This is a genomic window from Chitinophaga sp. CC14 (assembly GCF_048957795.1).
GTDB lineage: Bacteria > Bacteroidota > Bacteroidia > Chitinophagales > Chitinophagaceae > Chitinophaga > Chitinophaga ginsengisegetis.
This window is the reverse complement of sequence record NZ_JARBFY010000005.1, coordinates 2,094,241-2,119,185: the sequence shown is the minus strand read 5'-3', so window position 1 is coordinate 2,119,185 and position 24,945 is coordinate 2,094,241. Positions and strand designations below refer to the sequence as shown.

Here is a 24,945-nt window from a genome sequence, read left to right as displayed (position 1 = left end):
CCATGCTTGAATCGATACTCCGCGAAGATCTCCGGCTCTTTTTTCATATTAACGGTCAATGGTATAATGGATTCCTGGATGTAGTGCTGCCTTTTTTAAGGGAGCCTTTTGTTTGGGCGCCGCTATACCTGTTCCTGGGGCTGTTTGTAACTATTAACTATGGCTGGAAGGGCCTTTTCTGGATATTGTTCTTTCTGCTGTGCTTTGGCGTGGCAGACCAGAGCAGCCTGTATCTGAAAAGCGCGATCGGAAGGGTGAGGCCCTGCCGCGATCCGCTGGTGTCGCATTACGCACGGGTATTGGTGGTGTATTGTCCTATGAGCGGGAGTTTTACTTCCAATCATGCCGCCAATCATTTTGCCCTGGCTACATTTTGTTTCATAACTTTAAAACAGGCATTTCACCGGTACGCCTGGTTATTTTTTGTATGGGCGGCTGCTATTGCCTATGCACAGGTATACGTAGGCGTGCACTATCCGCTCGATGTAGCGGGAGGTGCAGTACTGGGTATTTTAATCGGACTGCTGAGCGGTAGTTTTTTTCAACGCCGCATAAGACTGGAGTCTGAACTCGCATCATGAACTGGAACTATCTGATACTAATACTGGCTGCAACCATTGCTGGTGGGATTATTCCCATGACAGTAAAACGCGTCAATGCCAACTTTTCTATTTACCTGCTCGCATTTACCGGGGCTTTTCTTTTTGGGGTGATCATTATGCACCTCCTGCCGGAAGTGTATGAGGCGCTGGGCCACCAGGCGGGTGTTTATATTGTGCTGGGATTTTTCCTGCAGGTATTCCTGCAGCAGCTCTCACATGGTATGGAACACGGCCATACCCATATACCGCAAACCCATCACCATCATATTGCGGTGACCCCGCTTTTGCTGGGGCTTTCCATCCACGCGTTCATGGAAGGGTTGCCGCTGGGCTTTAAGTACAATGATCATTCGGCACTACCCTCGCTGATGGCGGGCGTGGCTGCTCATAAAATTCCGGAGGCATTAACACTCATTACCGTGATGATGCATGCCAACAAGAAAAGGGCAGATCTCTGGCGGATACTGATCATTTTCGCGTTGGTAACGCCGCTGGCCGCTGTATTGGCGGGTTGGCTGGGCAGCCGTTTTGAAGTGATACAACATTACCTCTTATACGTGGTAGCGCTGGTGGTGGGTGCATTTCTGCACATTTCCACTACTATCTTTTACGAAAGTGGCACCAAACATCATGAACTCAGCAGGAAAAAAGTGCTGGCAATAGCCCTGGGCTTGCTTCTGGCATTTCTAACCCTGATATTTGAATAATTTTTTATTTTTAGGCTTTATATATGGAAGTCGTCATTATCCTCATCCTTATTTTATTGAACGGCCTTTTCTCGATGTCGGAGATAGCGTTGGTCTCGGCCCGGAAGATCCGATTGGAGAACCAGGCCAATAAAGGGGATGAAAAAGCAAAGGCAGCTTTAAAGCTTGCCAACAATCCGGACACCTTTCTTTCTACCGTGCAAATCGGTATTACCCTGATCGGCATCTTAACGGGTATTTATTCAGGCGAGAACATCAAAACAGATGTGATGGCCTGGCTTAACACCTTTCCGGTTATACAGCCATACAGCAGTGTGGTGGCTACTGTTATCATTGTAGTGGTGATCACTTATTTTTCTATGGTATTGGGAGAACTGGTGCCGAAACGTATCGGGCTGGCCAAACCGGAAGCGATCGCCAAGTTTATGGCCAAGCCTATGCAGGTGCTTTCCTGGCTTACCTTTCCCTTTATCTGGTTATTAACCGCTTCTTCTGCGGCGCTGATAAAATTATTAAATCTCAAATCCGGTGAACCCCATGTTACGGAAGAAGAGATCAAAGCTATTATTAATGAAGGCACCAGCTCTGGCGCCATTGAAGAAACTGAACAGGAGATCATAGAAAGGGTATTCCACCTGGGCGACCGTAATATTACCTCGCTCATGACTTACCGTAATGATATTACCTGGCTGGATATCAACGATGAACCTGCCACCTACCGGCAAACCATCCTGGATAGCCTGCATTCAGTGTATCCGGTGTGCGACGGACAGATAGACAGTATTAAAGGACTTATTACCATCAAGGACCTGTATTCCGTAGCGGGACAGTCGACCCCGATCACTGACATTATCCGTAAGCCGTTATTTGTGCCGGAAAACAATACCGCGTACCAGGTGCTGGAAAAGTTTAAGGAAACACACCTGCACGCTGCTTTTATTGTGGATGAATATGGCACTTTCCTGGGAATGATCACGCTGAATGATATCCTGGAAGCGATTGTGGGCGACATGCCGGAAACTGCCGAAAGCGACGATTACGAAATGGTGCTCCGGGATGATGGTACCTGGCTGGTAGATGCCCAGATCCCGTTTTATGATTTCCTGGAAGAATTTGATAAAGAAGACTGGATGACCGAGTTTGAGCAGGATTTTGATACGCTGGCAGGGTTTATCCTGCATCACCTGGAACATATTCCGCAAACAGGAGAGAAGTTCTCCTGGAGAGATTTTACTTTTGAAATAGTGGACATGGATGCGCATCGTATCGACAAAGTACTGGTTACACCGCCAACAACAACAGAAGAAGATTAGGCTTGCTCCCCACCCCGATAAGTAATAACCGCATGCGTAATTACCCGTAATTCGTTGAGTGGGGTTGTTATTTATTTGGATAAATCTAGCTTTATGCTAATTTTGAGCACTTTTTTACATATACAAATAATTTAATTTAAGATAAAATGGTTGCAATAGGAAGTAAGGCACTGTCCCTGGAAGAAGTGTACAGGGTCCTTTTGGGCGGAGAAGAGCTGACATTGGAAGCAGCGGCTTTGCAGCAGGTGGAAGCTAGTTTTCTATTCCTCGAAAAATTTTCGGCAAAGAAACTGATTTACGGTATCAACACCGGTTTTGGCCCGATGGCCCAATACCGCATCAGCGATGAAGATACTTTCCAGTTGCAGTATAACCTGATCCGCAGCCATAGCTCCGGCGCCGGCAACTGTATGTCGCCGTTGCATACGAAAGCCCTGATGATAGCGCGTTTGAGCAGCTTTATGCAGGCGCATTCCGGTATTCACCCGGAAGTGGTATATCTTTTAAAAGACCTGATCAATAAAAACGTATATCCGTGTGTGTTTGAGCATGGTGGCGTAGGCGCCAGCGGCGACCTGGTACAGTTGGCCCATCTGGCGCTGGTACTGATCGGCGAAGGAGAGGTATGGTATGAAGATAAATATCAGCCTACGGCAGATGTTTTTGCTAAACTGAACCTGAAACCTATAGGCATTCACGTGAGAGAAGGACTGGCCATTATCAACGGTACTTCCGCCATGACGGGCATCGGGCTGGTAAACCTCATTGAAGCAAAGAAACTGCTGGGCTGGTCGGTGGTATTATCTGCCATGATCAATGAAATAGTAGAAGCATTTGACGACCACCTGTCGGCCGAACTGAATGCCGTGAAAAAGCATGAAGGCCAGCAGCAGATTGCCGCCAAAATGCGGGAGATCCTCAAGGGCAGCAAAATGGTCCGCCATCGCCCTGATCATCTTTATAAAGAACTGGAAGAAGAAATTTTTAAAGATAAAGTACAGGAGTATTATTCCCTGCGCTGCGTACCGCAGATCCTGGGTCCTGTATACGATACCCTTGCACAGGCAGAAAAGCTGGTGGTACAGGAACTGAATTCCGTGAGTGATAATCCCGTGGTGGATCATCACCTGGAAAACGTTTTCCACGGCGGAAATTTCCACGGCGATTATGTCTCCCTGGAAATGGATAAAATCAAGATAGCCATCACCAAATTATCGATGCTGGCAGAAAGACAACTCAACTACCTGCTGAACGAAAAGCTGAATCACAAGTTCCCGCCGTTTATGAACCTGGGCAAACTTGGCTTCAATTTTGGAATGCAGGGAGTACAATTTACGGCAACCTCCACCGTGGCGGAAAACCAGACTTTGTCGTTCCCGATGTATGTGCACAGTATTCCGAACAACAACGATAACCAGGATATTGTGAGCATGGGAACCAACGCTGCTATCATGACCAGCAAAGTAATAGAGAATACTTTCCAGGTATTGGCTATACAGGTGATGACAGTATTACAGGCGGTGGATTATCTGAATTGCCAGGACCGTTTGGCGGGATTCTCTCACAAAGTATACCAGGAAGTGAGAGCAATTTTCCCTAAATTTATTGAGGACAGCCCGCGCTATAAAGATCTTCAGCAAATTAAAGCGTACCTGATAAAGAACATGCCGATTCAGTTCTGATCAAATAATTGTGGTTAGCCGTCATTCGTAATTCGTAATTTGTAATTCATGAAATGTGCATTAGTAACAGGAGGGTCCAGGGGCATAGGCAGGGCAGTATGTATTAAAATGGCCGAAGCAGGCTATCATGTGCTGATCAACTACAAAGGAAATGAGGCTGCAGCGCTGGAAACGCTGGAGGCAGTAAAAGCAAAAGGCAGTACCGGTGAACTGATGCCGTTTAACGTAGGCGATGCCGCCGAAGTGCAACAGGTATTAGGGAGCTGGGTAGAAAATAATAAAGAACAACAGATAGAAGTACTGGTGAATAATGCGGGCATCCGGGAAGATTCCCTGATGTTCTGGATGAATGAGGCGCAATGGAGTAATGTACTCAATATCAGTTTGAACGGATTTTTCAACGTAACCAAGCAGGTGCTGAACGGCATGTTGCTGAAACGTTACGGGCGTATCATTAACATGGTATCGCTGTCCGGTATCAAGGGCTTACCCGGTCAAACCAACTACTCTGCCGCCAAAGCAGGGGTAATTGGCGCTACAAAGGCACTGGCACAGGAAGTTGCCAAAAGAGGGGTAACGGTGAACGCCGTTGCGCCCGGTTTCATCAGAACAGATATGACCGCCGAGCTTAATGAAAAAGAGCTGGCAGCGCAGGTTCCCATGAACCGCTTTGGCACCGCCGAAGAGGTGGCGGATGCAGTGGCCTTCCTGGCTTCCAAATCTGCCGGTTATATTACCGGGGAAATTTTAAACATCAATGGGGGGCTGCACACTTAATAACGTCAATATAACTGGGCTATAGGCTAACCGCTAAAAGCTAAGAGCTATGAACAGAGTAGTGATCACTGGGATGGGAATTTATTCCTGCATCGGAAAGGATATGCAGGAAGTAAAAGATTCATTGTATCAGGGCAAATCCGGTATAGTACTGGATCCCGAAAGAAAAACATTTGGCTACCGTTCCGGGCTGACCGGGTATATAGAAAGACCTGAACTCAAAGGGTTGCTGGATCGCCGGGCAAGGCTCATGATGCCCGAACAGGCGGAATTTGCCTACATGGCCACCCGCGAAGCCCTCGCACAGGCAGGCATGACACCTGAATATATTGACTCCACACCGATAGGACTTTTATATGGCAACGACAGCTCCGCAAAACCGGTGGTAGAAGCCAATGATGTGATGCGGGCTAAAAAAGATACGATGCTGGTGGGTTCCGGATCTGTTTTCCAGACCATGAACTCCACGGTGAATATGAACCTGGCTACTATTTTTAAGCTCAGGGGCGTAAACTTCACCGTAAGCGCGGCCTGCGCCAGCGGCTCACATGCTATCGGGCTCGGATATATGTTTATCCGGAACGGTATGCAGGACGCTGTGATCTGCGGCGGCGCACAGGAAGTAAATGTGTATGCGATGGGAAATTTTGATGCCATTGCCGCATTTTCTGTGAGGGAAGGAGATCCTACCCGTGCTTCCCGGCCATTTGACCGCGACCGGGATGGACTGGTACCCAGCGGCGGCGCTGCCACTGTGATCCTGGAAAGCCTGGAGTCTGCACAGCGCAGGGGCGCCACAATTTTAGGCGAAGTGCTGGGATACGGCTTTTCCTCCAATGGCGCGCATATTTCCAATCCAACTGTAGACGGACCTGTAAGATCCCTGCAGATAGCCCTGCAGGATGCCGGTTTGCAGCCGGGCGATATTGAGTATATCAACGCACACGCCACCTCCACCGCCGCCGGTGATGCCAGCGAGGCCAAAGCGATTCATGAAGTGTTTGGCGCTTCACGGCCCTACGTAAGCTCCACCAAGTCCATGACCGGCCACGAATGCTGGATGGCGGGCGCCAGTGAAATTGTATATTCCATGCTTATGATGCAGCATGGCTTTATTGCCCCCAATATCAACCTGGATAACCCTGATGAGGATGCCGCCAGGTTAAATATTGTAACCAGTACAATTAATAAAAATTTTAATATATTTTTGTCAAATTCTTTTGGCTTTGGAGGAACAAATTCATCCCTGATAGTAAGGGGGTGGAATGGAAAATAAATATCCTTAACTTTGGCGCTCGGAATAGGATTAGCTGACCAATAGACTGAATAAACACAAATTATTAACCGACCTATATCTGATTTCACACTTTTATGGACATTAGAGAGATAATAACTGTTACGAATAAGTTTCTGGTAGAGGAGTTTGAAGCAAACCCTGAAGCCATCACGCCGGAAGCAAACATGAAATCCACACTGGATCTGGATAGTTTGGATTATATCGACATGGTGGTAGTAATAGAAGATAACTTCGGATTTAAAGTAAATCCTGAAGAGTTCCAGGCTATTGTCACCTTCCAGGATTTCTACAACTATGTAGCCACTCGTGTACAACAAAAAGAACTGGTATAATGCCTTCCTGGCAAGGAAAATCTAAGGGGAGTAAGTTCGGATATAGTTGTTTTGTTTTCCTGTTGAAGCATGGAGGGGTGGTGCCTGCGTATATGTTGCTGAGATTTGTAGCCTTCTATTTTTTTGCATTTTCCTGGAGTTCCTCAAAACCTGTCTATCATTATCTCCGTACAAAAATTGGTTATAGCAGGGGCCGCGCGTTGCTCAGTTTATACCGGAATTATCATGTATTTGGCCAAACACTGATCGATAAGGTAGTGGTGATGGCAGACATGTCCAATAAATTCACCTTTGAGTTTGAGGGAGAACATCATTTACGTGAAATGATTGCCGGCGGTAAAGGCGGCATCCTTTTGAGCGCACATGTGGGTAACTGGGAAGTAGCCGGTCATTTGTTCAAGCGCCTCCAAACCCGTATCAATATTGTGATGTTCGACGGCGAACACCAGCGGATCAAAGATTATCTGTCTGGTATTACGGGCGACCGGAACATGAATGTGATCGTGATCAAGGATGACCTGTCGCATATTTATGCTATCAATGAAGCATTGAATAATAAGGAGCTGGTGTGTATGCATGCCGACAGGTTTCTGCCGGGCAATAAAACCGTAACGGTTCCTTTTTTGGGCCAGGATGCCCGTTTTCCGCTGGGTCCTTTCCTGCTGGCCGCCACCTTCCGGGTGCCGGTTTCCGTAGTATTTGCCTTTAAGGAATCGTCTACCCATTATCATTTTTTTGCCACAGAACCCCGCGCGTACCACGGCCGGCGTAACCAGGGAGTAGAAACCGCCCTGCAGGATTTTGTGCATCATGTGGAAGAAAAAGTATACCGTTACCCGGTACAATGGTTTAATTATTACGATTTTTGGGAATAATGCGTGTTTTTACTGTTAATAATTTCGTATAATTCTATTTATTTCGTGTTTCATATTTAATAATAACTTGTGCAGATGTTTATTCATTCAGACGATATCACCGCCTATATTCCCCAGCGTACTCCCATTGTGATGATCAGTGGAATCCTGGCTGTAGATGGCCCCGTAACCCGTACCGGTCTTCACATAGCACCAGATAATATTTTTGTGGAGAATGGGGTGCTCACCGCACCCGGCCTGATGGAAAATATTGCACAAACCGCCGCTGCCCGCATCGGCTATATCGCCAAACAGCAGAATACCCCCGTTCCCCTGGGGTTTATTGGCGCTGTAAAAGACCTGGAAATACTGGAGCTGCCGCCGGCAGGACAAATGATAGAAACAACCACCGAAATCGGCGGTGAAGTATTTAATGCCACTATGGTAACCGGAAAAGTGATGTTTGACGGCCGCCTGATGGCACAATGCGAAATGAAAATATTCATCAATCCCCAAATTTAATCACACATGAACTGCAGAAAATTAATTGCACTTCCGTTGCTGATGTTGAGCATGATGGCTATGACAGCAAATGCTCAAACACTGAAGAACTTCCTGGACAACAAAGATTCTTCCTTTACCTGGCTGGGCGTGGATTTTACACAAGCCAAACTGTTGGGTGATGCCGCCGCCAAAACAGACGCCATCGTAGACCATGAGTTTACTGCCCTTAACCAGGTAATTGTGAACGAACAAAAGAAGTATGATGTACCAGGCGCGTTTCACCGCGATAAATACAATACCAGTATTGGTTTGGTGAACAAACGCAATGAAGCCATCAATAAAGATGCGCTGAAATCTGATGAATCTTCCGACTTTGAACGTCTTAAACCGGAAGACATTGCCAAAGTGGTGAAATCGTACGATTTTACCGGAAAACATGGAATCGGCGTAATGCTGGTAATGGAAGGCATGAGCAAAACCAGCAAAAGTGCCTCTATGTGGCTGGCCATTTTTGACATGGACAAGAAAAATGTACTGCTCACAGAACGTTATGTAGGTAAAGGCCAGAAATGGAGCTTTGCATGGCGCAACTACTGGCTGGCTACCATTAAGAGTGTGCTGGATGATATCAACGACGACTACAGCAAACTGAAAACCAAATACGCTGAAGCCAAAGATCCGGAAGAACCAAAACCGGTAGTGGCAGCACCCGCAGCAAAGAAAGAAACCAAAGCTGCCGGTACAACAACGCCCGCAACAAAGAAACCAAAGAAGAAAGGATAAATTATGATACTGACTGAATGCACCAACATACTGATAAGATTTAATGAAGCAGATCCGCTGGGAATAGTATGGCACGGGCATTATGTGCGGTATTTTGAAGACGGCAGGGAAGCTTTCGGAGAAAAATACGGGCTCAGATACCTGGATATTTTTGAAGAAGGATTCACTGTACCGGTAGTAAATGTACAATGTGATTACAAACGCTCTTTGCGCTACGGCGACAGGGTGATAGTAGAAACAAGGTATGTGGACGACCTGGCAGCAAAAATAAAATTTGAATACATCCTTACCAATCCTGCCACAGGAGAAATAGTAGCAAAGGGTTCTTCCGTACAGGTATTCCTGGACAAGGAAACTTCATCCCTGCAATTGATTGCTCCTCCTTTTTTCAGTGAATGGAAAAAAAAGCACGGACTGGTATAACCAAAGGGTATTATGCAACAGGTGTATGTAGTAGCAGATAATATTGTGGGGCCTCTTGGCAGTACTACCCGGGAAAATTTTGACCAGGTTTTATCTGGCAACAGTGGCATAGCGCAGCATAACAATGCCGCCTATGCCGCTGCTCCGTTTTATGGCGCTATCACAACGCCTGCACAACTGGATGCCTTTACGGCAAACGCTAACGTAAAAGGATACACGCGGTTTGAGCAGCTGCTGGTTGCTTCTATACAATCGGCTTTGCGACAAACAGCTGTTACGCTCACAGATGCACGCACCGGCTTCATTATTTCCACTACAAAAGGAAATATTGAACTGCTGGAGCAGCAACCTGAAGGCGCCGTACCACCGCTGGCCAACATGCAGCTGTACACCACTGCAAAGAAAGTGGCCGCTCATTTTAACGCGGCTAATGAACCGCTGGTGATCAGCAGTGCCTGCATTTCAGGGCTGGTGGCCATTTTAACCGGCAAACGGCTCATTCAATCAGGACGCTATGATCACGTAGTGGTGACCGGCGCAGATGTGCTGACCCGCTTTGTATTATCCGGGTTTCAGTCGTTCCAGGCAGTAAGCGCTGTTCCCTGTAAGCCGTTCGATGCCAACAGAACAGGCGTTACGCTGGGAGAAGGCGCTGCCACCGTGATCCTCAGCCGGGAAAAAGGGGACGCGCTTTTTTCATTGGGCGCAGGCGCCATCAGCAATGATGCCAATCATATTTCCGGTCCTTCCCGTACCGGCGAAGAACTGGCCGCAGTGATGCAGCTGGCGGTAAACGGCAGCGGACTCACTGCTGCGGACATTGGATTTGTATCGGCACATGGCACGGCTACCCTGTACAACGATGAAATGGAGGCGAAAGCACTGCATCACGCCGGACTGGCAGCCTTACCGGTAAACAGCCTGAAAGGCTATTACGGCCATACGCTGGGCGCCGCCGGACTCATAGAAGCAATTATCAGCATGCAGGCCATGAAAGCCGGTGTGGTATTGCCAACAAAAGGATTTGAAATACCCGGTGTGAGTATGCCGGTGAATGTTCATAATACCCTGCTGCAAAAAACATCCCGCCACTTCCTGAAAACAGTATCAGGTTTCGGTGGATGCAATGCAGCGATGGTTTTTAATCTTAACAGCTAAACAAAGTTATTGTCGTGTTTAATAAAGAAACAAAAACAGCACTCGAAGCAAAAGAAGCTGCATTGCGTCTGGCATTTGCCCCCGTTGCGTTTCAGGCTACCCGGGCATTACGTGATATGGGTATTTTAACGGCGGTGAGCAACAGCCGCTCTGCCGGTATTACCATTGAAGAAATAATGGAGCAAACCAAAATGTCGCGTTATGCTGTAAGAGTGTTGCTGGAAGCAGGTTTAGGTATGGAGCTGGTGATTGTGAACGATAAACGGTATACCCTCACCAAAACCGGTTACTTTATTTTACATGATCAGCTTACCCGCATCAATATGGACTTTTCACAGGATATCTGCTACAAAGGCATGAATCATCTGCAGGAAAGTCTGATAGAAGGAAAGCCTGCCGGCTTGCGCGAACTCGGTCCCTGGGATACTATTTACCCGGGCTTGTCGCTGCTGCCACCTGAAGTAGGTAAAAGCTGGTTCGACTTCGACCATTACTATTCAGACCTTGCTACTCCGCAGGCGCTGGATATTGTTTTTGAAAAGAAACCAAAACGTTTGCTCGATATTGGTGGTAACACCGGTAAGTGGGCCCTGGCCTGCACCGCCAAAGATCCGGAAGTGGAAGTAACCATCTTTGATTTACCGGGTCAGGCCGGACTGGCACAACAGAAAATGAAAGATGTCGGCGTGGAAAACCGGGTGCATTTTCATATTGCCAACATCCTCCACGAGGAAGTGCCCTTCCCGCAAGGCTTTGATGCCATCTGGATGAGCCAGTTCCTCGACTGTTTTTCTGAAGCTGAAATTGTTTCCATCCTGAAACGTTGCCGCGAAGCGCTCAACGAAGGAGGGACTGTATATATCCTGGAGCCTTTCTGGAACCGCCAGCAGTTTAAATCCGCCGCTTTTTGCCTGCAGCAGACTTCCCTGTACTTTACCGCTATGGCTAATGGTAACAGCCAGATGTATCATACAGATGATTTCTTCCAGTGTATTGATGATGCCGGTTTAACCATTATTGAGGAAAATGACCAGATGGGAATGAACTATACATTGTTGAAATGTCAAAAAAAATAACAAACCCAATCGCATAAATCTATAACTCCCAAAATCGTCACTTATGAAAACTGAGCAAGTTGATGTACTGGTAATAGGAGCGGGTCCGGCAGGAACAGTAGCGGCATCTATCATTCATCAGGCAGGGTACAATGTAAAAGTGGTGGAGAAGCAGAAATTCCCCCGTTTTGTGATCGGTGAAAGCCTGTTGCCCCGCAGCATGGAAGCCCTGGAAGAAGCAGGGTTTATTGACGCCATTAAAGCAAAGGGATTTCAGCAGAAGTATGGGGCAAAGTTTGTAAAAGGAGACGCGCTCTGCGATTTTACTTTCCAGGAGCAATTCACACCAGGCTGGACCTGGACCTGGCAGGTAACCCGCGCTGATTTTGATAAAACGCTGGCCGACACCGTAGAGAGCATGGGTGTACCGGTAGCTTATGAAACAACTGTAACGGATATACGTTTTAACGGGTCTGATTCCATTACAACGGTAGAAGATAAAGATGGGCAGCAGTCGCAGATTGCAGCCCGCTTCATAGTAGACGGCAGCGGCTACGGCCGGGTGATTCCCAAATTATTCAACCTGGAGAAAAATTCCAACCTGCAACCCCGCAAGGCGTTATTTGCCCACACCGTGGATGTGCGCCGTTCCATGGCCGACGAACCTAACCGCATTACCGCAGTGGTACATAAAAAGGGCGTATGGATCTGGATCATTCCTTTCGCTACCGGGGTTACTTCCCTGGGTTTTGTGGGAGATCCGGAATTTTTTGAGGAATATCCGGGTACCGATGAAAAGAAATACCGCGCCCTGCTGGAGGCAGAACCCTATACCAGGGAGCGTTTCCGGGATGTGGAACTGGTATTTGAACCACGTATTTTACAGTCGTGGTCTGCTACCACGGATAAATTTTATGGAGATGGATTTGTGCTGACCGGTAACGTGACAGAATTTCTGGACCCGATTTTCTCTTCTGGCGTAACTTTGGCCTGTGTTTCCTCGCAAACAGCGGCAAAACTGGTGATCCGGAAACTGAAAGGTGAGGCGGTAGATTGGGAGAAAGAGTATATGGAGCCTACCATGCAGGGCGTGAATACATTCCGTTCCTATGTGATGGCCTGGTACGAAGGCACCCTCGATACCATTTTCTTTAAGAAAGATGCTGATCCGCTGATAAAAGGACAAATTTGTTCTGTACTGGCTGGTTATGTGTGGGATATGAATAATCCTTTTGTGAAAAATCATGATACGGCCTTGAAACGTTTGGTCAGGACTATTGAATTAACAGAAAAATTAAAAAGCAACCCGGAGATTGAATAGCGGATCGACATATATTACGGGGAGTTGCATCATACGGCAAAACAGGGTTTATTTAAATGGCTCTTTGTTGTGGGAAGCGGATTCCGCACTGGAATTACCTGAGTTTTTGCGGGCGGGATACGACCGTTTTTCCGGTCAGTATCCTAAATTCCATAAAATGGACGCCCTCAGCAAGCTGGGCTGGCTGGCAGCGGAAGTATTGCTGAAGGACACCGACATACATTTATTGTCACCGGAACAAACAGGCATGGTATTATCCAACCGGAGCAGCAGCCTGGATACAGATTTGCGGTACTACGCTACGGTAAAGGATTTTGCCAGTCCGGCGTTGTTTGTGTATACCCTGCCCAATATCGTGATGGGAGAGATCTCCATCCGGCATGGTTTTAAAGGAGAGAATACTTTTTTTGTATCAGATGTTTTTGATACAACTTTAATGAGCACCTATCCGGCGCAGCTGCTGGCAGAAACGCCTTTGCAGGCTTGTATTTGCGGGTGGGTAGAAGTAATGGAACAACAATACGAGGCCGTATTATTCCTCGTGGAAAATAAACAGCGGAACAATGCCATCCCTTTAACAGAGGCGGCTTTGTCATCGTTGTATCAACAAAAAACAGTTAATAACTTTAATCAAACTACAGTGGAAAAGTTGATGGCGGATCTGAAAGCGCAGATCATAGAACAATTGAACTTGCAGGAAGTAGCACCGGACAGCATTGGCAACGATCAGCCGTTGTTTACAAAGGAAGGGCTTGGGCTCGATTCTATCGATGCGCTGGAATTGATTGTATTGCTGCAACAGCACTACAATATCCGCATTGCCAATCCTGAAGAAGGACCGAAGATCTTCCACTCGGTACGCACGATGGCGGTGTATATTACCGAAAATCAAACCGTAAAGGCATGAGTGAAAAGGTGTGGATAGCAGGCGGTGGAGTGATCAGCGGTATCGGGCTGGATGTACCTGCCTGTATACAATCGTTCCGGGACATGAAACCCGGTATGGAAGCCATGCAGCACCTGTCTTCTGTTCATCGCACTACCTTTCCGGTAGCAGAAGTAAAGGCAGATAACGCCACCCTCGCCGATATGGCGCGGATGCCGGAAAATATCAGCCGTACAGCCCTGCTCAGCATGATTGCCGCCCGCGAGGCGTGGCAGTCCAGCGGGTTGGGGGATATCTCCCAATACCGGGTAGGATTTGTTTCCGGCAATACCGTAGGCGGGATGGATAAAACCGAGGATTTTTTCGCGGAGTACCTGTCTGATCCCCGTGGTGGCCGGTTACAGAACCTGGTTCATCACGAATGCGGCAGCATCACCGAACTGGTAGCCGACAGTCTCGGCGTGCGTCATCACATTTCTACTATCAGCACGGCCTGTTCTTCCGGCGCCAACGCATTGATGTATGGCTCCCGGCTGATCCGCAATAACATTGTGGATGTGGTGATTGCCGGCGGTACAGATGCGCTGACCCGCTTTACGCTCAACGGGTTCAATACCCTCATGATCCTTGATCAGCAGCCCTGCCGGCCTTTTGACGATACCCGTACCGGGCTTAACCTCGGCGAAGGCGCGGGTTACGTGGTGCTGGTATCCGATAGCCTGGCCGCCCGCCTGCAGCCCTGGTGCCGCCTCAGCGGCTTTGCCAATGCTAATGATGCCTTTCACCAAACGGCGTCTTCGCCGGATGGCACGGGTAATTACCTGGCCATGAAAGGCGCGCTGGATATGGGCGGACTGCAACCACAACAAATTGGTTATATTAATTTACACGGCACCGGTACACAGAATAATGATGTATCGGAAGGAATCGCTATAAACCGGCTCTTTGCACCGCATTTCCCGGCGATGAGTTCTACCAAATCCTTTACCGGTCATACGCTGGGCGCCAGCGGTGGCATCGAAGCCGTATTTTCGGCGCTGGCAGTAAAGGAAGGAATTATTTACCCGAATGCACGTTTCGAGCACCAGATGAAGGAATTACCATTTGCACCCGTTACCGCCTTTTCTGCAGGTCATGATCTGCAACATGTAATGTCCAACTCATTCGGTTTTGGCGGCAATTGTTCCAGCCTGTTATTTTCAAGGGCCAGTTAACAGCTATAAATTATGCAGATCTATATAAATGGCACCGGTTGTATTTCTCCGCAGGAAACTGCGCAGGGAGGCCCTTTGCTGGCTACTCCCAGGGAATACGAACAGGTGCGCCTGGCTACCGTGGATCCCGATTACAAACAATGGATTGATGTGAAACAGATCCGCAGGATGAGCCGGGTGGTGAAAATGGGAGTAGGGGCGGCGAATTTAAGCCTGGAAGCAGCCGGCATTACCGCTCCGGATGCGATCATTACGGGAACTGCTTATGGCTGCCTGGACGACACGGGCGTGTTCCTCACCAAAATGGTGAACCAGCAGGAGGAAATGCTTACACCTACTGCCTTTATACAAAGTACACACAATACCGTAGCCGGTCAGATTGCCCTGCTATTGGGTTGCAACGGATATAACAACACCTTCGTTCACCGTGGCTTTTCTTTTGAAAACGCCCTGCTGGACGCTATTATGATATTGAAAGAAGGCTCCGCACAACACATTCTCGCCGGCGGAGTGGATGAAATTACGAATCACAGTCACCAGTTGCTGTCGCGTTTCGGCCTCTATAAAAAGACGCCGGTAAAAACGATGGAATTGCTGAACAGCCCTTCCCGCGGCACTATTGCCGGTGAAGGCGCTGCTTTTTTTACATTGGGTATTACCAAACAACCAGGTACCGTAGCCGAACTATCCGGTGTAAGTACCTTGTACAAACCGCTTTGGGAAGGAGAAGTGATCGGGCACATCATGAAATTCCTGGAAGATAATAATTGCACGCCTGCAGACATCGATCTGATTGTTACCGGCAGGAATGGTGATATTGACCAGGATGAGATTTATGAAGAAGTAGCCGACGCCTTATTTCCTGAACATGCGGAAGCCAGCTTTAAACACCTCTGCGGGGAATATCCTACAGCGGCGTCTTTCGGCGTATGGATGGCCAATGCCATCATAGCGCAACAGGAAGTGCCGGAAGCAGCAGTGTTTTTTGGTAAGGCGCCGGAGAAGATAAAAAAAGTATTAATCTATAATCACCACCAGGGAACACATCATTCGCTGGTATTACTCACTGCATGCTAAACAACAGGGTTGTAAATATCATTGCCACTATTAGTCTCCTGGTACTTTTGTTCCTGGATAAAGTAATGGCGTATGGTATTTCCTTCTGGTGGTACGGTGTGCCTTTGCTTATTTTTCTCCCGGTAACTGTTTACGGGGCGATGAATATTGAATCGGGCTTTTTTTTAAAAGCGTTTTGTGAGGCCAATACTACAGAAAAGGTAGTGGCGCTTTCTTTTGATGACGGGCCACAGGAGGCTTTTACGCCGCAGATACTGGACATCCTGCACAGGGAACAGGTACCTGCTGCTTTTTTTTGTATCGGGAAGAATATCAGGGGGAATGAGCGCTTACTGAAACGGATATACGAAGAAGGTCATATCATAGGTAATCATACTTATTCACACCACTTCTGGTTTGATATGAAGTTATCCGGTAACATGCTGAAGGATATGCAGGAAATGGATGCGCTCACGGTAGACGCTACGGGCCTGCATCCGCGCCTGTTCCGCCCACCTTACGGCGTCACCAATCCGAACCTGGCAAGGGCAGTAAAAGCAGGTAATTATCTGCCGGTAGGCTGGAACATACGCTCACTGGATACAGTGGCAAAGGATGAAACAGCATTACTGCACCGGATTATGCAGCAGCTGAAACCAGGGGCCGTTATTTTACTGCATGATACCTGTAAGATAACCGCAGATATACTGCCACAGCTGATCCATGCGATCCGTGAAAAGGGATACCGCCTGGAAAGAATTGATAAAATGTTAAACGTTAGAGCATATGTGTAAATGGCTGTTAATACTGATTGGTTGTGTAGTGAGCCTGCAAATACAGGCCCAGTCCGGATTTAAGCCGGTAGGAGATATGACGCCGCTGAAGCAGCAGTTTGCAAAAGCCGCTCAGAGTACACAAAGCATTCAGTGCGATTTTGTACAGGAAAAGAACCTGAGCATGTTGTCTGATAAAATTGTGTCTAAAGGGAAATTCTGGTTTAAGAAAGATAATAAAGTAAGAATGGAATACCTCCAGCCTTCTTATTACCTGCTGGTGATTAACGGGAAAGATATCCGTATCAAGGACGCGCAGAAAGAGAATAAAGTGTCGGGGAAGAATAATAAACTGTTTGAACAGATCAATAAAATTACGGTGGATTGTGTAAGGGGAACCGTGTTGGATAACGCTGATTTTTCTACCAAAGCCGCTGAAAATGCCCAGTATTACCGCCTGGAGCTTACGCCGGTAAACAAGGTAATGAAAGAATATTTTCAAACGATTGTGCTGCTGGTTGATAAACAGGACTATTCTGTATCAAAAATTACGATGGCGGAATTATCAGGCGATGATACCACCATCAGTTTTTTACATAAACAATTGAACACAAATATCCCGGATGCGGTATTTTCTGCTAAGTAGTTTGTTGGGAATAGTGATGCTGATGGCAGGTTGCCGGTCGGTGTACAAAGGATTACAGCCTGTGAGCGGCGATGTAAATTGTATCAGGCAGTTCAGCCCGCAGTTCACGTCTACGCTATATAGCACGCAGGTTGATATTCTGAAGCATCACCTGAGCGGACTCCTGTTTTTCAAGCAGATGCCGGATAGCAGTATCCGCGTGGTATTTGCCAACGAGATGGGATTTAAGTTCTTTGATTTTGAATTTGATAAGCAGGGGAATTTCACCAAACACTACCTGATGGCCAAAATGGACAAGAAGGCAGTGGTGAAAACGTTACAGCAGGATTTTGCATTGGTGCTGCTGCGGCCCGGTCTGCAGGCAGCGCATATGGCTACGGATAGCCATTACCGTTATATAGTAGTGCCTACGGAAAAAGGTAACAACTATTATATCACGGATACCGCCTGTACGAAACTGGTGCGGATAGAAAAGTCGTCGCGCCGCAAACCGGCTGTCACCGTGTGGATGCAGCATTATAACAACGGTGTGCCGGATACAATCAACATCCGTCATGAGCATTTCAAATTCAATATTTCATTGCAGAAAGTAGAAAAGTAAAAACGTCACCTTTAATTATATAATCACACAGTCCAATGTTAGCAGGAAATTTTTATACCGTTACAGCGCAATCCCAGGAACCCGGACAGGTGGCTACCACCATCGAACTGAATGCGGCACATCCCATATTTCAGGGTCATTTCCCGGAACAGCCTGTAGTACCGGGTGTATGCATGATGCAAACCATTACGGAAGTGCTGGAAAGTGCGCTGGACAGAAAGGTGATGCTGAAAAAAGCAAACCAGATGAAATTCCTGAACATGATAGACCCGGTAAAACAGCCACTGGTGGATGTTACGCTGACCTACAAAGAAGAGGAAGGAGGATGGAAAGTGAATGCTACACTGAAGCGCGACGATAAAACATTTATGAAGTTCCAGGGTATATTCAACTAAGTGACCAGCCAACCTACACATAACGAACACTTTGAACGCCACCGCGCAGCGGTGCTCATTCCTACGTACAACAACGCCGGTACGCTGAGCGCTGTATTGTCCGATGCGCTTGCTTATACCAGTCATGTGATTGTGGTAAATGACGGTGCTACAGATGAAACAGCGGCGGTACTGGAACAGTTCCCTTCCCTGCAATTAGTTTCGTATAGCCCTAACCGTGGAAAAGGCGTGGCGCTTCGCCGTGGATTTTCCTACGCGCTGGAGCAGGGCTACGACTATGTAATCACAATGGATGCCGACGGGCAGCATTTTGCCACTGATCTGCCCACTATGTTGCAGCAGATTGAAGAACATCCGGGCGCACTGATCATAGGCGCCCGTAACCTGCACCAGGAGAATATGCCGGGCAAAAGTACTTCTGCCAACAAAGTATCTAACTTCTGGTTCCAGGTAACCACCGGATTGAAAGGACCTGATACACAATCCGGCTACCGCCTGTATCCCCTGCAACGCATGGGGAGAATGCACTACTTCTGCACCAAATATGAATTTGAAATAGAAGTGCTGGTGCGCAGCGCATGGAAAGGTATTAAGGTAGACTGGACGCCGGTGCGTGTATACTACCCGCCACCGGAAGAACGGGTGTCTCATTTCAGACCGGTAAGGGATGTTTCGCGCATCACAGTATTGAACACCATACTGGTACTCGTTACTTTTTTGTATATCAAACCCCGCGACCTGGTCCGTTTTCTTTTAAAAAAAGAGAACTGGAAAAAAATGTGGAAAGAAGAAGTGCTGAAGTCTGACGAATCCAATATCAGGAAAGCGGCTTCCATTGGCTTTGGTATTTTTATGGGAATCATACCTATCTGGGGATTCCAGCTATTGGTGTCTATCCTGTTGTCTATAAAATTCAGGCTGAATAAGGCATTGGTGCTGCTTTTTGCACATATCAGTACCCCGCCGCTTACACCATTTGTGATCTTTGCCAGCTTCCTGGCAGGGCGTGTATGGATGGGGCAAACCGCCAAAGACCTGGTATTTTCCAATGGCATCAACTTCGATACCATCAGGGATAACCTGTTGCAATATGTATTTGGCAGCATTACACTGGCAGTATTGGGTGGATTGCTGGCCTGGATAGTGAGTTGGGCAATACTGACAATTTTTAGAAAAGAAAGAAGAAATGGGTAATCTTTTTGTAGCGATCTATAATTTTTTTGAGCAGCGTAAAGCATGGCTGTGGTGTTGCACCATTGCCAGTTTTTTGCTGGTTGGATATTTTGCTGCACAAATAAAACTGGAAGAAGATATTACCAAAATATTGCCGCAGGATAAGAAACTGGATAAACTGCAACAGGTGTTCCAGGATTCCCGGTTTGCGGATAAGCTGATTGTTACCATCTCCCAAAAAGATACTACGCAGGAAGCCCAGCCTGATAGTTTAACGGCCTATGCCGCAGAACTGGCTACCAGGGCGGGCGCACAGCTATCGCCCTATATCAGGCAGATTCAGTCGCAAACAGACGACGCCATGATCATGGGATTGATGCAGGTGATACAACAACACCTGCCCATCTTCCTGGAAAAAAATGATTACGCGAAAATCGATAGTTTACTGGCACCTCAGCAACTACAGCAATCATTACAATACGATTATAATACGCTGATATCACCCGCAGGACTGGTACTGAAAAAAATGATCCAGGCCGATCCGGTAGGCATTTCCTGGATAGGCGTAAAGAAACTGCAACACCTGCAGTATGATGATCAGTTTGAACTGTATGATAACTACATCATCACTAAAGATCATAAACACCTGATGATCTTTATCACGCCGGCAAACCCGCCGGGCGCCACAAAAATCAATGCGCAGTTCCTGAAAGGACTTGATAAAATAAAGGATAGTCTTGATCAGCAATACCCCGGCATCGCCGCCTCTTACTTCGGTGGTACTGCTGTTTCCGTGGGTAATGCCACCCAGTTAAGACAGGATACTTTTTTAACACAAGGCATCACCGTAGTACTATTGGTAGTACTGATTGCCCTGTTCTTTAAAAAGAAAAGAGCCCCGGTGCTGGTGATGCTGCCGGTGATTTTCGGCGGACTGTTTTCACTGGCATGGATATACGTTATTAAAGGGCACATCTCCGTAATGGCGATGGGCGCGGGCGCTGTAGTGCTTGGTATTGCGGTGAATTATTCGCTGCATGTATTTAATCATTACCGTCACTCGCAGAATATCCGCGAAGTGATCAACGACCTGGCCACCCCCATGACGCTCGGTAGTTTTACTACTATCGGCGGGTTTCTGTGTTTGCAGTTTGTGCATTCTCCTATGCTGAAAGACGTGGGACTATTTGCTGCACTCAGCCTGGTGGGCGCTGCCTTATTTTCGCTGATCTTCCTGCCACACTGGATTGTAATGGGCCGGCAATCAGTGAAAGCAGCCACCCATCATGATAACTGGCTCGACAAATTATCCGCTTACCGGCCGGAGAAAAACAAGTACCTGGTAGGCACTATTTTCCTGTTTACCATCGTGTTTTTCTATACTGCACGCAACGTATCCTTTGAAAGTGATATGATGCGCATGAACTACATGACACCGCAATTAAGAGCTGCGGAAGCACAGCTGAACAGCGTAAATTCCTACGTGGCGCAATCGGTGTATGTAGTGTCTGACGGCCACAACCTGGAAGGAGCGCTGGAAAGCGGCGAAAAGCTGCTGCCGGTTATTCAGCAGTTGCAGGAAAAAGGTATCGTGAAAAAGTATGCCGGCGTACAGGCGTTACTGTTATCCAATAAGGAACAGGAGGCACGTATTAACCGCTGGAATCATTACTGGACCGCAGACAGGAAGCAGCAATTGCTGCAATATCTGCGTAGTGAAGGAAGCACGCTGGGCTTTAGTAAAGCTGCTTTTGACCCCTTTGACCAGTTGATCAATAAAAATTTTCAGCCGCTCGATCCCAGTGCTTTGCAGGTACTGCGTAGCGGTAACCTCGGAGATTTTATTATAGAAAAGAACGGTACTACCTCCGTGGTAACCTTACTGAAAGTAGATCCGGCCCACAAACAGGCAGTGTACGATGCGCTGGAGAACATACCGAATACAACGGTGCTGGATAAACAATACGCAGCTAACCGCCTGGTAGAAGTGGTGAAAGATGAGTTCAACAGTATTGCATGGATGACTTCCCTGCTGGTATTTTTTGCATTGTTATTATCGTATGGCCGTATTGAACTGGCGCTCATCACCTTTATCCCGATGGCTGTCAGCTGGGTGTGGATATTAGGTATCATGGGGCTTTTCGGGATCAAGTTCAATATTGTAAATATCATCCTCTCTACTTTTATTTTTGGTTTGGGAGATGATTACAGCATCTTTATGATGGATGGCCTGTTACAGGAATACAGGACCGGGAAGAAAACCCTTTCTTCTTTCAAGTCATCCATTTTCCTGTCGGCCATCACTACTATTCTTGGGTTGGGTGTGCTCATCTTTGCACAGCATCCTTCACTGAAATCTATTGCGCTGATTTCTATTATCGGTATTGGCACCGTGGTGTTGATTTCGCAGGTAATGATCCCTTTCCTGTTTAACTGGCTGATCACCGGCCGTGTGCGGAAAGGCTTTGCACCGTGGACTTTCAAAGGATGGACGCTTTCTGTATTTTCCTTTACTTATTTTGCGATGGGCAGCTTTCTTTTAACTGCTATCGGTACGGTGCTGATCCGCTGGAACCCTTTCAATAAAGAAAAGGGAAAGGTGTTGTATCACCGCATACTTTCTGCGTATACACACAGCGTATTGTATATTATGCGCAATGTGAAGAAGCGCATTATTAATCCTTCCAATGAGCAACTGGAAAAGCCGGCGGTGATTATCAGTAATCATCAGTCTTTCCTCGATATATTAGTGTCCACCATGCTTCATCCGAAGGTGATATTGCTTACCAATCAATGGGTATGGCGTTCGCCGGTGTTTGGCTCCGTAGTTCGCCTGGCGGATTACTATCCTGTAGCGGACGGTGCAGAGGGCGCTATTGAAAAGCTGAGAGACAGGGTAGCGGAAGGGTATTCTATTGTAGTGTACCCGGAAGGCACCCGCTCGCCCGACCCGGCTATCAAGCGTTTTCATAAAGGCGCTTTTTATATTGCAGAACAATTGGGTCTGGATATTTTACCGATGGTGATTCACGGTACCGCCTATACGATGAGTAAGGGGGATTTCCTGTTGAAGGATGGTACAGTAACCGTAAAATACCTGCCCCGTATTACACCTGAAGATAAGTCGTGGGGAGATAATTACAGCGCACGTACGAAATCTATCAGCCGGTATTTTAAACAACAATATGAAATATTACGCGCGGAAACGGAAGTGCCAAAATATTTCCGGGAGCAGCTGAAATATAATTATATCTACAAAGGACCGGTGCTGGAATGGTATATGCGTGTGAAAACAAAGATGGAAAACAATTACCAGCTGTTTCATGAGTTATTACCCAAAGAAGGACGCATACTGGATATTGGCTGTGGCTATGGGTTCATGGACTACATGCTTACTTGGACGGCGCCGGGCAGAACCATTACTGGTATTGATTACGATGAAGATAAGATAGCCACTGCGGCTTACTGTTATAATAAACCGGAACAGCTGCAGTTTATTCATGGTGATATTTCCGCTACTCCTTTTAACGAGTATGATGCCTTTATATTGAGTGATGTGTTGCACTACCTGCCTGCAGATGAACAGGAGATGTTGTTGCAGCAATGTATAGCACGGCTTGCGCCGGATGGTGTGATTGTGATCCGCGATGGCGACAGCGACATGGCCAAAAGGCACGAGGGGACGAAGTTCACAGAGTTTATGTCTACAAAAGTAATTGGGTTTAATAAAACGAAAGATCAGCCATTGTCGTTTTTCTCAGCTGCACATGTACGTAGTCTTGTTCACAAATATGGTGCAGTAGCGGAGGAAATAGACAATACCCGGTACACCTCTAATGTAATATTTGTGATCAAAAAACTTCCCCAGGAAAATTATGCACCACTATGATGTCATCATTATAGGCAGCGGCCTAGGCGGTTTGGTATGTGGAGCTATCCTCAGCCGGCATGGGTATCGTGTGTGCATATACGAAAAGAACCGGCAAACGGGCGGTTGCCTGCAAACATGGTCGCGCGATAAAGTTATTTTTGACTCTGGTGTGCATTATATTGGCGGACTGGCGCCTGGTGAAAACCTTTACAAAGTATTTAAATACCTCGGCATTTATGATAAGCTCCGGCTGAAACGTATGGATATGGATGGTTTCGATCATATCAGTTTTGCCGGGGATGATAAAGTGTACCGGATAGCGCAGGGAGAAGAGAACTTCATCCGTACGCTGCTGGAGGATTTTCCTGAAGAAGAGGCGGCGTTACGCGCCTATTGCAATAAGATCACGGAAGTATGCAGCAAGTTCCCGCTGTATAATCTTCGTACCGGTGATTATGAAGAAAAGCGGTCGGTGTTGCAGCTGAATACTGCCGACTATTTGCGCAGCATTACCAGCAATGAAAAACTGCAACAGGTACTGGCCGGCAACAATCTTTTGTATGCGGGTGTAGCGGAGAAAACGCCTTTTTACGTACATGCGTTGGTGTTAAACAGCTATATGAAAAGCTCCTGGAAGTGTGTGGATGGCGGCTCCCAGATAGGAAAGCTGCTATGCCGCCAGATCCGGGAGAACGGTGGAGAAGTGATCCGTAACATGGCTGTTACCGCTATCAATGGCGACGGCGATAAGGTGGATCATATTGTATTGCAGGATGGCAGCAAAGTACAGGCTACGTATTATATCTCTAACCTGCATCCTGCGCAAACGATGGCGATTACCCACAGCGATGTATTGCGCAGCGCTTACCGCAGCCGCATGCAGGGATTGGAAAATTCAATAGGCGCCTTTGTACTGAACGTAGCTTTGAAACCGGGTACCTTTAAATATCTTAACTACAATCATTACTACCATGCAACAGGCAATGCCTGGGCAGGTATTGATTATAAAGAAGAAGAGTGGCCGCAAACCTATGCCATGTACGTATCGGCCAGCTCCCGGCATGAAACCTGGGCTGATAGTTTATCGATCATGACCTATATGCGGTATGATGAGGTAAAGCAATGGCAGCATACTTTTAATACGGTGTTACAAACCGGCAGCAGGGGAGCGGAGTATGAAGCATTTAAGGAGAAAAAAGCCAACCTGCTTATTGATTGTGTGGAAAAGCAGTTTCCGGGTTTCCGGAATTGTATCCATACGTCCTATGTGGCTACGCCGTTATCGTACCGGGATTATATCGGTACCGGCGACGGCAGCATGTACGGCATTGCAAAAGATAGCGCAGATCCTTTACGGACAATGGTTTCGGCCCGTACCAAACTATCTAATTTGTATCTTACCGGTCAAAACCTGAACTTGCATGGAATTTTAGGGGTAACCATCAGCAGTGTAATCACCTCGGCGGAGTTGCTGGGAATGGATTTCCTGGTAGATGAAATTAATCAGTCAATATATACTTGA

The 24,945-nt window shown here is 47.2% G+C and carries 24 protein-coding genes; all 24 read left to right on the top strand.

Translation table 11 applies throughout. From position 1 onward, the window contains the following. Nucleotides 1–2 precede the first annotated feature (2 nt). The 24 genes from PV783_RS28040 (at nt 3) to PV783_RS27925 (ending at nt 24,945) form a co-directional block, all read left to right on the top strand. Nucleotides 3–581, top strand: coding sequence for a phosphatase PAP2 family protein (locus PV783_RS28040; protein ID WP_079470547.1), 579 nt, complete (start codon nt 3–5; stop codon nt 579–581). Continuing rightward, entirely contained in the window at nt 578–1,309 is a 732-nt protein-coding gene (locus tag PV783_RS28035; protein ID WP_079470546.1) for a ZIP family metal transporter, read from the top strand. The genes PV783_RS28040 and PV783_RS28035 overlap by 4 nt, the downstream gene beginning before the upstream one ends. Nucleotides 1,310–1,332: 23 nt before the next feature. Further along, the gene (locus tag PV783_RS28030) at nt 1,333–2,622 is read left to right on the top strand and encodes a hemolysin family protein (protein ID WP_420990408.1); all 1,290 of its coding nucleotides are present in this window, start codon (nt 1,333–1,335) and stop codon (nt 2,620–2,622) included. 146 nt (nt 2,623–2,768) lie between these two features. After that, nucleotides 2,769–4,304 carry an HAL/PAL/TAL family ammonia-lyase gene (locus tag PV783_RS28025; protein ID WP_420990407.1) on the top strand — a complete coding sequence of 512 codons (1,536 nt, stop codon included), beginning with the start codon at nt 2,769–2,771 and terminating at the stop codon, nt 4,302–4,304. A 48-nt stretch (nt 4,305–4,352) separates the two neighbouring features. Next, nucleotides 4,353–5,081 (top strand): 3-oxoacyl-ACP reductase FabG, encoded by a 729-nt coding sequence (fabG, locus tag PV783_RS28020; protein ID WP_111577756.1) that lies wholly within the window; start codon nt 4,353–4,355, stop codon nt 5,079–5,081. A 49-nt stretch (nt 5,082–5,130) separates the two neighbouring features. After that, nucleotides 5,131–6,357: a beta-ketoacyl-[acyl-carrier-protein] synthase family protein gene (locus PV783_RS28015; RefSeq protein WP_079470542.1), complete on the top strand. Its 1,227-nt coding sequence runs from the start codon at nt 5,131–5,133 to the stop codon at nt 6,355–6,357. A 95-nt stretch (nt 6,358–6,452) separates the two neighbouring features. Next, nucleotides 6,453–6,710: an acyl carrier protein gene (locus tag PV783_RS28010; protein WP_079470541.1), complete on the top strand. Its 258-nt coding sequence runs from the start codon at nt 6,453–6,455 to the stop codon at nt 6,708–6,710. Continuing rightward, complete coding sequence (locus tag PV783_RS28005; protein WP_420990406.1) at nt 6,710–7,585, top strand: lipid A biosynthesis acyltransferase; 876 nt, start codon at nt 6,710–6,712, stop codon at nt 7,583–7,585. Before PV783_RS28010 ends, PV783_RS28005 begins: the two co-directional genes overlap by 1 nt. 75 nt (nt 7,586–7,660) lie before the next feature. Beyond that, on the top strand, nt 7,661–8,086 hold the full coding sequence (locus PV783_RS28000; RefSeq protein ID WP_079470539.1) for a hypothetical protein: 426 nt from the start codon (nt 7,661–7,663) through the stop codon (nt 8,084–8,086). A 6-nt stretch (nt 8,087–8,092) separates the two neighbouring features. Beyond that, nucleotides 8,093–8,851 carry a hypothetical protein gene (locus PV783_RS27995; protein ID WP_420990405.1) on the top strand — a complete coding sequence of 253 codons (759 nt, stop codon included), beginning with the start codon at nt 8,093–8,095 and terminating at the stop codon, nt 8,849–8,851. A 3-nt stretch (nt 8,852–8,854) separates the two neighbouring features. Beyond that, the gene (locus PV783_RS27990; RefSeq protein WP_079470537.1) at nt 8,855–9,274 is read left to right on the top strand and encodes an acyl-CoA thioesterase; all 420 of its coding nucleotides are present in this window, start codon (nt 8,855–8,857) and stop codon (nt 9,272–9,274) included. Between the two features lie 12 nt (nt 9,275–9,286). Next, nucleotides 9,287–10,432 carry a beta-ketoacyl synthase N-terminal-like domain-containing protein gene (locus PV783_RS27985; protein ID WP_420990404.1) on the top strand — a complete coding sequence of 382 codons (1,146 nt, stop codon included), beginning with the start codon at nt 9,287–9,289 and terminating at the stop codon, nt 10,430–10,432. Nucleotides 10,433–10,446: 14 nt separating this feature from the next. Then, on the top strand, nt 10,447–11,508 hold the full coding sequence (locus PV783_RS27980; protein WP_420990403.1) for a methyltransferase: 1,062 nt from the start codon (nt 10,447–10,449) through the stop codon (nt 11,506–11,508). A 43-nt stretch (nt 11,509–11,551) separates the two neighbouring features. After that, on the top strand, nt 11,552–12,808 hold the full coding sequence (locus PV783_RS27975; protein ID WP_420990402.1) for an NAD(P)/FAD-dependent oxidoreductase: 1,257 nt from the start codon (nt 11,552–11,554) through the stop codon (nt 12,806–12,808). 64 nt (nt 12,809–12,872) lie between these two features. After that, entirely contained in the window at nt 12,873–13,715 is an 843-nt protein-coding gene (locus PV783_RS27970; RefSeq protein WP_420990401.1) for a phosphopantetheine-binding protein, read from the top strand. Then, complete coding sequence (locus PV783_RS27965) at nt 13,712–14,908, top strand: beta-ketoacyl-[acyl-carrier-protein] synthase family protein (RefSeq protein ID WP_336386717.1); 1,197 nt, start codon at nt 13,712–13,714, stop codon at nt 14,906–14,908. Before PV783_RS27970 ends, PV783_RS27965 begins: the two co-directional genes overlap by 4 nt. Nucleotides 14,909–14,920: 12 nt before the next feature. Then, nucleotides 14,921–15,985, top strand: coding sequence for a beta-ketoacyl synthase N-terminal-like domain-containing protein (locus PV783_RS27960; protein WP_227024502.1), 1,065 nt, complete (start codon nt 14,921–14,923; stop codon nt 15,983–15,985). Beyond that, nucleotides 15,979–16,758 (top strand): polysaccharide deacetylase family protein, encoded by a 780-nt coding sequence (locus tag PV783_RS27955; RefSeq protein ID WP_079470530.1) that lies wholly within the window; start codon nt 15,979–15,981, stop codon nt 16,756–16,758. Before PV783_RS27960 ends, PV783_RS27955 begins: the two co-directional genes overlap by 7 nt. After that, the gene (locus PV783_RS27950; RefSeq protein WP_336386719.1) at nt 16,751–17,383 is read left to right on the top strand and encodes an outer membrane lipoprotein carrier protein LolA; all 633 of its coding nucleotides are present in this window, start codon (nt 16,751–16,753) and stop codon (nt 17,381–17,383) included. The genes PV783_RS27955 and PV783_RS27950 overlap by 8 nt, the downstream gene beginning before the upstream one ends. After that, nucleotides 17,361–17,984, top strand: coding sequence for a hypothetical protein (locus tag PV783_RS27945; RefSeq protein WP_420990400.1), 624 nt, complete (start codon nt 17,361–17,363; stop codon nt 17,982–17,984). The genes PV783_RS27950 and PV783_RS27945 overlap by 23 nt, the downstream gene beginning before the upstream one ends. Nucleotides 17,985–18,019: 35 nt before the next feature. Then, nucleotides 18,020–18,379, top strand: coding sequence for a hypothetical protein (locus PV783_RS27940; RefSeq protein ID WP_079470527.1), 360 nt, complete (start codon nt 18,020–18,022; stop codon nt 18,377–18,379). Continuing rightward, complete coding sequence (locus PV783_RS27935) at nt 18,380–19,573, top strand: DUF2062 domain-containing protein (protein WP_420990399.1); 1,194 nt, start codon at nt 18,380–18,382, stop codon at nt 19,571–19,573. It abuts the gene before it with no gap. Continuing rightward, on the top strand, nt 19,566–23,441 hold the full coding sequence (locus tag PV783_RS27930) for a 1-acyl-sn-glycerol-3-phosphate acyltransferase (protein ID WP_420990398.1): 3,876 nt from the start codon (nt 19,566–19,568) through the stop codon (nt 23,439–23,441). Before PV783_RS27935 ends, PV783_RS27930 begins: the two co-directional genes overlap by 8 nt. Beyond that, nucleotides 23,428–24,945 (top strand): phytoene desaturase family protein, encoded by a 1,518-nt coding sequence (locus tag PV783_RS27925; protein WP_363437126.1) that lies wholly within the window; start codon nt 23,428–23,430, stop codon nt 24,943–24,945. The genes PV783_RS27930 and PV783_RS27925 overlap by 14 nt, the downstream gene beginning before the upstream one ends.

Coding starts and splice junctions, on each gene's coding strand:
- fabG (WP_111577756.1), top strand. CDS start 4,353: ATGAAATGTGCATTAGTAACAGGAGGGTCCAGGGGCATAGGCAGGGCA.
- PV783_RS28030 (WP_420990408.1), top strand. CDS start 1,333: ATGGAAGTCGTCATTATCCTCATCCTTATTTTATTGAACGGCCTTTTC.
- PV783_RS28025 (WP_420990407.1), top strand. CDS start 2,769: ATGGTTGCAATAGGAAGTAAGGCACTGTCCCTGGAAGAAGTGTACAGG.
- PV783_RS27925 (WP_363437126.1), top strand. CDS start 23,428: ATGCACCACTATGATGTCATCATTATAGGCAGCGGCCTAGGCGGTTTG.
- PV783_RS27985 (WP_420990404.1), top strand. CDS start 9,287: ATGCAACAGGTGTATGTAGTAGCAGATAATATTGTGGGGCCTCTTGGC.
- PV783_RS27940 (WP_079470527.1), top strand. CDS start 18,020: ATGTTAGCAGGAAATTTTTATACCGTTACAGCGCAATCCCAGGAACCC.
- PV783_RS28005 (WP_420990406.1), top strand. CDS start 6,710: ATGCCTTCCTGGCAAGGAAAATCTAAGGGGAGTAAGTTCGGATATAGT.
- PV783_RS27960 (WP_227024502.1), top strand. CDS start 14,921: ATGCAGATCTATATAAATGGCACCGGTTGTATTTCTCCGCAGGAAACT.
- PV783_RS28015 (WP_079470542.1), top strand. CDS start 5,131: ATGAACAGAGTAGTGATCACTGGGATGGGAATTTATTCCTGCATCGGA.
- PV783_RS27995 (WP_420990405.1), top strand. CDS start 8,093: ATGAACTGCAGAAAATTAATTGCACTTCCGTTGCTGATGTTGAGCATG.
- PV783_RS27930 (WP_420990398.1), top strand. CDS start 19,566: ATGGGTAATCTTTTTGTAGCGATCTATAATTTTTTTGAGCAGCGTAAA.
- PV783_RS27955 (WP_079470530.1), top strand. CDS start 15,979: ATGCTAAACAACAGGGTTGTAAATATCATTGCCACTATTAGTCTCCTG.
- PV783_RS27965 (WP_336386717.1), top strand. CDS start 13,712: ATGAGTGAAAAGGTGTGGATAGCAGGCGGTGGAGTGATCAGCGGTATC.
- PV783_RS27945 (WP_420990400.1), top strand. CDS start 17,361: ATGCGGTATTTTCTGCTAAGTAGTTTGTTGGGAATAGTGATGCTGATG.
- PV783_RS28035 (WP_079470546.1), top strand. CDS start 578: ATGAACTGGAACTATCTGATACTAATACTGGCTGCAACCATTGCTGGT.
- PV783_RS28000 (WP_079470539.1), top strand. CDS start 7,661: ATGTTTATTCATTCAGACGATATCACCGCCTATATTCCCCAGCGTACT.
- PV783_RS28010 (WP_079470541.1), top strand. CDS start 6,453: ATGGACATTAGAGAGATAATAACTGTTACGAATAAGTTTCTGGTAGAG.
- PV783_RS27950 (WP_336386719.1), top strand. CDS start 16,751: ATGTGTAAATGGCTGTTAATACTGATTGGTTGTGTAGTGAGCCTGCAA.
- PV783_RS27975 (WP_420990402.1), top strand. CDS start 11,552: ATGAAAACTGAGCAAGTTGATGTACTGGTAATAGGAGCGGGTCCGGCA.
- PV783_RS27990 (WP_079470537.1), top strand. CDS start 8,855: ATGATACTGACTGAATGCACCAACATACTGATAAGATTTAATGAAGCA.
- PV783_RS28040 (WP_079470547.1), top strand. CDS start 3: ATGCTTGAATCGATACTCCGCGAAGATCTCCGGCTCTTTTTTCATATT.